Here is a 6,742-nt window from a genome sequence, read left to right as displayed (position 1 = left end):
CACACCTTCGATCCAACCTGGACAACCAAAAAGTAAATCATAAGCCACGCATTTTGGGTTTTTGATTTGGAGTTTGTTTTTGACACGGGTAGCTAAACTCGGTAACATGTCTGATTGGACTGTGCCGTGTTTTACATCGCCAAAGTTGTGTGCAAATATGATATAATCAATCGTTTCTGCATCAATATTAGCGTTTGCAATTGCTTTTTGGGCAGCAAAGAAAGCCAGATCCGATGAATTGTATTCCTTTTCAGCATAACGTCTGTTTTCAATCCCGGTAATTCCCTTGAATTTGTGAATGATGGTATCATTAGGGTATTTGAAAGGACTACCGTCTTCGTTTAGAAAAGTGTGATTTGAAAAATCGGTATTGTGTATTTTGTTTTCAGGGATATAACTACCTGAACCGGTGATTTTTATTTTCATAGGTGTGTTACCAAAAGATTAAGCGAATTTAAAGATAAAAAAAGGAATTTATGAATAAAAGAAACTATGCATGCATATAATTATGAATCTCAGATACTTTTGAGAGATTTGTTTCCTTTTTTTATAGAATTGAAGGTGTTTCCTTTATTTGATTATTTAAATAGCTATTTACGTTAGGATGCCAAAAACGCCTCGAAATAACGAGGCGTTTTGGTTATTTATGAGCAATTAGTTTTCCATATACGCCTCAATAGGAGCGCAACTACATACTAGATTTCTATCTCCAAAAGCATCATCCGCTCTACGAACGCTAGGCCAGAATTTGTTTTCAGCAATGTATTCTAATGGGAAAGCAGCTTGTTCTCTAGTATAAGGAAAGTTCCAAGTCTCAGTAGTAAGCATTGCTAGTGTATGTGGGGAATTTTTCAGCACATTGTTTTTATCGTCAATAGATGCTGCTTCAATTTCTTTTCGAATAGAAATCATCGCATCACAAAAACGGTCTAATTCATCCAAGTTTTCACTCTCTGTAGGTTCGATCATTAAGGTTCCAGCTACTGGAAACGAAACAGTAGGAGCGTGGAAACCATAATCCATCAAACGTTTTGCGATATCAGTCACTTCAATTCCTTTTTGTTTGAATGGGCGACATTCTAAAATCATTTCGTGAGCAGCACGACCCATTTCTCCAGAATATAAAGTATCGTAATGACCGCTTAATTTTTCTTTGATATAGTTTGCATTCAAAATAGCGTGTTCTGTAGAAGATTTTAATCCTTCAGCTCCAAGCATTTTGATGTATCCGTAAGAAATCAAACAAACTAAAGCAGATCCCCAAGGTGCTGCAGAAATTGCTGTAATGGCGTTTTCTCCCCCTGTTGGAATAACTGGATTGTTAGGTAAGAATGGAGCTAATTGTGGCGCTACGCAAATAGGGCCTACACCTGGTCCACCACCACCGTGAGGGATTGCAAATGTTTTGTGTAAGTTCAAGTGGCAAACGTCAGCACCAATAGTCGCAGGATTTGTTAATCCTACTTGGGCATTCATATTCGCGCCATCCATATAAACTTGTCCACCGTTATCGTGAATGATTTGGGTGATTTCTTTAATAGCACTTTCATAGACACCGTGAGTGGACGGATACGTAATCATCACACAAGACAAATTATCTTTGTGCAAAATCGCTTTTTCACGTAAATCTTCTACGTCAATATTTCCGTTTTCAAGGGTTTTAGTAACCACCACTTTCATTCCTGCCATTGCTGCTGATGCCGGATTGGTTCCGTGCGCTGATGATGGAATCAAAGCAATTGTTCTATGATGATCGCCTCTTGATTGGTGATACGCTTGAATGACCATTAATCCTGCGTATTCTCCTTGTGCACCTGAATTCGGTTGTAAAGTTGTAGCGGCAAAACCAGTAATTTCGTTTAAGTATTCTTCCAGTTTAGAAAGCATTTCTTGGTAACCTTGCGCTTGATCTAATGGAGCGAAAGGGTGAATGCTGTTCCAACTTGGTGCGCTCAATGGCAACATTTCGGCAGCAGCATTTAGTTTCATTGTACAAGAACCCAACGAAATCATCGAGTGATTTAACGCCAAATCTTTACGCTCTAACATTTTGATGTAACGCATTAAAGCCGTTTCAGAGTGGTATTTGTTGAATACTTCGTGTTGTAAGAATGTTGAGGTTCTTACTAAGCTTTCTGGGAAATGATTCGTTTGGGATAAAGTGTCAATCGTGAATGTAGCCAATCCTTTTGCGGCAGCGAAAATAGAAACGACTTTATTCAAATCTCCAAAACCAATAGTTTCATTCAATGAGATCGAAACCGTATTTTCATCTGGGTAAAAGAAGTTTACTTCGTTAGCTTCAGCAATTTCACGTACTTTTTTAGCATCTGCTTTTATGACAATGGTGTCAAAGAAAGCAGTGTTGGTTTGTTCGAAACCTAATTTTTCTAATGTGTTTGCCAAAGTAACTGCTGATGCATGTACTTTGTTAGCAATATATTTCAATCCTCTTGGTCCGTGATACACGGCATACATACTTGCCATTACAGACAATAAAACTTGTGCAGTACAAATGTTTGAAGTTGCTTTGTCACGTTTGATATGTTGTTCACGAGTTTGCAATGCCATACGAAGCGCACGATTCCCATCCGTATCTACCGTAACTCCGATGATTCTTCCTGGCATGCTGCGTTTGTATTCTTCTTTGGTTGCAAAATAAGCTGCATGAGGGCCACCGTAACCTAACGGAATTCCGAAACGTTGTGTTGTTCCAAGAACTACTGCTGCGCCCATTTCTCCAGGAGGTTTTAATTTGGCTAAACTCAAAATATCAGCAGCAACGGCTACTTTAATATCGTTTTGAGCGGCTTTTGCGATGAAATCAGTATAGTCATTTACTTGTCCAAATTTTCCTGGGTATTGTAAAATAGCACCAAAGAATTCGTTAGAAAAGTCGAAATCTTCATGATTTCCTATTACTAATTCTACTCCAATAGGTGTAGAACGTGTTTGTAAAACAGATAAAGTTTGTGGTAAAATTTCTTCAGAAACAAAGAATTTGCACACATTGGCTTTCTTTTGCTCGCGAGTTCTGACATCTAACAATAATGCCATTGCCTCAGCTGCAGCTGTACCTTCATCAAGTAGAGAAGCATTCGCAATTTCCATTCCTGATAATTCGATAACCGTAGTTTGAAAATTCAAAATAGCTTCAAGGCGACCTTGAGCAATCTCCGCTTGGTAAGGCGTGTAAGCCGTGTACCATCCTGGGCTTTCAAAAACATTTCTTTGGATCACCGCAGGAACAATCGCTTGGTTATATCCTAAACCAATGTAGGTTTTGAACATTTTATTTTTATTTCCTAAAAGGGTAATATGTTTTAAATATTCATATTCCGTCATTTCAGGATCTAAATTTAGAGGTGCTTTTAGACGAATATCATCTGGAAGTGTCTCGTAAATAAGTTGATCTATTGATTCAACTCCGATTGTTTTCAACATTTGTTGTAGGTCTGATTCCTCAGGACCTATGTGTCTTAAAGCAAAAGCATCTGTTTTCATTTGTAGATAATGTCTGTTTTTATTCGGAAAATGAAATTTGCATAAATCGTCGTTCGTTTTTGATTACAAATCTGCCGTTATGCTCATTTCATGTAAATGTTAAAAAGGTTGTTTTTTCGTGGTGCAAAAATAAACATAATTCCGTTTTAAAATGCTGTTTTTTAGGATTCATTTTATATGTTTACAGGAATATGAAAAAAAACGGTGCAATTGCTTAATTTTGTTAGATGATTCGCTTTCAATCCCTTTTCGATTTTTACATTAAGAGTAGTATTCACGTGGCTTTTTCCGTGTATGCTTTAGTGAGGATGACACATTTTATGTTTGGACTTCCTTATGATGAACCGATGGCTTTATTTGCTTTTTTTGGAACCATTGTAGGGTATAACTTTGTAAAGTATGACGCTTTGGCTCGAGCCAAAAAAAGAATGATGCGGAAAGAGTTGAAATTAATTGCATTGATTAGCTTTTTTTCGTTTTTAGGGGTCGGGTTTTATTTCTTCAAATTACAACTTGTGACACAATTAATGGGAGTAGGTGTGTTGATTCTCACTATGTTATATACGTTACCCTTTTTTCCTAATCGAAAAAATGCCCGTAACTGGGCGGGTGTCAAAATTTATATTGTGGCTTTGTGCTGGGTAGGAGTGACTTTGCTATTGCCAGTCGTAAACGCTCATTTAAGTTTAGGAACTGATTTTTTTATCAAATGCATTCAGCGATTTATATTGATATTCAACTTGATTTTAGTTTTCGAAATTATTGATTTGGCAAATGATGACCCACATCTTAAAACTGTACCGCAACAAATTGGGGTTAAGCAAACTAAAATTTTAGGTTTGCTGTTATTGTTGCCTTTTTATTTCTTAGAGTTTCTAAAAAATAATTTTGTTGAAAAACAATTAGTTGTTAACTTGATTATGGTTGTAATGCTGTCTTTATTTATAGGTTTTGCAAATCAACGACGCTCTAAATACTACACTTCTTTTTGGGTCGAAAGTGTGCCTATCATCTGGTGGTTATTAGTGGTTTTACTTTAATAAATACTAATATTGGTGAATACGTTCACCGAATAATACCTTATATTGGTGAATAGGATGTTTTTTGAAAAATATTTGTAATTATTTTAATCTGATCTCTCCGAAACCTTTTTCAAAATCTGATTTCGATTCAGTAAAAAATGGCTTAAGTGCTTTTTTAAAAACAAAAAATCAAATAATTTTCCAAACAAACCAAACGGAGTTTCATATTCTAAAATATCAATCATGGTGGTCACTCCGTTTGTTTCTTTAAATAAATGTTGATGTTTGAAAGACTTGAAATGTCCTTCCTCCATTTCATCTACAAAATAACGGTATAAATCCATTACAGTAATTTGGCTTTTATGAGTAAGATAAAGTCCAAAATGTTTTCCTTTCCAAGTTACCTTTTCTCCTTTATTGATTAATCCTGTTGTAATTCCAGCAATGGCTTTTTCATTCGTTTTACTAGCAGATTGTTGGTGTAAGTCAATATTTCTTGAATGGTCAAAAACGATTTGAATAGGAGCTTCGATTTTGGTGGTAAGTTGGATTGTTGTCATTATTGTAAGAGGTTTTTAAAAGCATTGTCAACTGTGCCAAAATCAAATTTAAAACCGTTATCTGTGAGTTTCTTCGGGATTACATTACGACTTTTTAAGACTAATTCGGGTTCAGTTTGGATCATGAAAGATCCTATTTTTAGTAAAAAAGTAGGCATTGGAATTCCAATGAACTGTCCTACTGCTTTTCTTAGTTTTTTCATGAAATCGTTGTTTCTAATTGGTTGTGGAGAAACGATATTAATCACGCCTATCATTTGTTTTTGGATAACAAATTCAAGTGCTCTAGCAAAATCATGTTCGTGAATCCAGCTTATGTATTGATTTCCTTTTCCTTGTTTTCCCCCTAATCCTATTTTTGCTAAAGTTTTCAATGGAATAAAAGCGCCTCCTTTTTTACCTAAAACAATAGAAGTTCTCAATGCTGTTTTTAAAGTATCAGGAGTTTCCATTTTGAAAAAGGCTTTTTCCCAAGATTGCGCCACATTCATCGAAAAATCATTGCCAATTTCTCCATTAACTTCATCCATTTGTTTGTCTAATGAAAATCGATAAATGGTAGAAGTAGATGAATTTAACCAATGTTTAGGTGGCGTTTTGCAATTTAAAACCGCTTTGTTTAGAATTTTGGTGTTTTCGATTCGAGATAATAAAATCTCTTTTTTGTTCTCTTTGGTATATCGACAATCAACGGATTTACCTGCCAGATTAATTAACACATCAGCGTTTTCTAATTCTTTTTCCCAACCTGAAAAAGTTTTGGCATTCCAGTTTACGTATTTAATTTTGTCAATTGTTTGAGATTTTCCACGAGTTAATATGACAATTTCGTCAAATTGATTTTGAAAATGAAGGACTAGAACCTGTCCTAAAAAACCTGTTCCAGCTGCTATGATTAATTTTTTCATGATATGATTTTTTTTAACCTAACAGTTTTTTAAAACCTGTTAGGTTTATTTTGGAATTAATCTTTAATAGTTGTTTTTTGTTCGTTTTGTCCTTCTTGAGCTTTACGTTTTCCTCTAAAGAAGAAATATAAATTTAAAAAAAGCATGATGCCCAAATAAACGGCAAAGCCTCCAATTTTGTAGCTCAATTTTTCAATTAGTTCTTGGTAGGTGTTTTGATTTAAATATAGTTGTAGAATCATTAGTGCAAAACCAAGATTGAGAAGATAAAAGCCGGTTTCGAAAAGTTTGTTGGTAGCATAAGCAATTTCTTCTCGTCCATTGAAAATGTCAAGCATAAAAATTTTGCTATTACGAAATAATGTTTTGCTAACATAATAGGTAAGGGCGATCGCTATGGGTAAATAAATGGCATAGCCAATGAGGATTTTAGTAGTTTCCATGATGTTGAGTTTTAGATTAATTTTTTGATGTATTTTGTTATAATGATAATATTTAGATAATGCATAAGGGCGATAATTAGGATGATTAGTGCTGTTTTTGAGGCTATTATTTCTACTAGTTGGGAGTTGTTTTCAATAGTTTTCCAAGAAACTAAAGTCATGGCGCAGTACCCAATGTTGAGCAAATAATATCCCAAGAGTAACATTTGATTGATTCGTATACATAGTTCTTCATGATTAGGAATTAATTGAGCCACAAAGATGTTTCCGTTTTGGTAGCAAATCTTTCCAACTTTTAGGATGAT

7 protein-coding genes are annotated in these 6,742 nt (G+C 35.0%); 1 reads left to right on the top strand and 6 read right to left on the bottom strand.

Annotation, left to right across the window (positions count from 1 at the left end; genetic code table 11):
- Window positions 1-426 (bottom strand): 3-oxoacyl-ACP synthase III family protein (locus WBQ70_RS01850; RefSeq protein WP_423909776.1); only part of this gene is annotated, 426 nt, incomplete at its 3' end.
- Window positions 427-654: 228 nt separating this feature from the next.
- On the bottom strand, window positions 655-3,504 hold the full coding sequence (gcvP, locus tag WBQ70_RS01845) for an aminomethyl-transferring glycine dehydrogenase (protein ID WP_423909774.1): 2,850 nt from the start codon (window positions 3,502-3,504) through the stop codon (window positions 655-657).
- 227 nt (window positions 3,505-3,731) lie between these two features.
- On the opposite strand from gcvP, the gene WBQ70_RS01840 reads away from it, so the two are divergent.
- The gene (locus WBQ70_RS01840) at window positions 3,732-4,544 is read left to right on the top strand and encodes a hypothetical protein (protein ID WP_423909772.1); all 813 of its coding nucleotides are present in this window, start codon (window positions 3,732-3,734) and stop codon (window positions 4,542-4,544) included.
- A gap of 86 nt (window positions 4,545-4,630) precedes the next feature.
- Here WBQ70_RS01840 and WBQ70_RS01835 read toward each other — a convergent pair whose 3' ends face one another.
- The 4 genes from WBQ70_RS01835 to WBQ70_RS01820 all read right to left on the bottom strand — a co-directional run.
- A complete protein-coding gene (locus WBQ70_RS01835; RefSeq protein ID WP_423909769.1) occupies window positions 4,631-5,086 on the bottom strand; it encodes an SRPBCC family protein in 456 nt (151 codons plus the stop codon).
- Window positions 5,086-5,994, bottom strand: coding sequence for a TIGR01777 family oxidoreductase (locus tag WBQ70_RS01830; protein WP_423909766.1), 909 nt, complete (start codon window positions 5,992-5,994; stop codon window positions 5,086-5,088). Before WBQ70_RS01830 ends, WBQ70_RS01835 begins: the two co-directional genes overlap by 1 nt.
- Before the next feature lie 56 nt (window positions 5,995-6,050).
- Window positions 6,051-6,437, bottom strand: coding sequence for a hypothetical protein (locus WBQ70_RS01825; RefSeq protein WP_423909764.1), 387 nt, complete (start codon window positions 6,435-6,437; stop codon window positions 6,051-6,053).
- Window positions 6,438-6,448: 11 nt separating this feature from the next.
- Window positions 6,449-6,742, bottom strand: a 294-nt coding sequence (locus WBQ70_RS01820; protein WP_423909761.1) for a hypothetical protein, incomplete at its 5' end; no start/stop codon positions are given.

It is taken from the genome of Flavobacterium sp., from assembly GCF_049590715.1.
GTDB lineage: Bacteria > Bacteroidota > Bacteroidia > Flavobacteriales > Flavobacteriaceae > Flavobacterium.
This window is presented reverse-complemented; position numbering and strand designations above follow the sequence as displayed.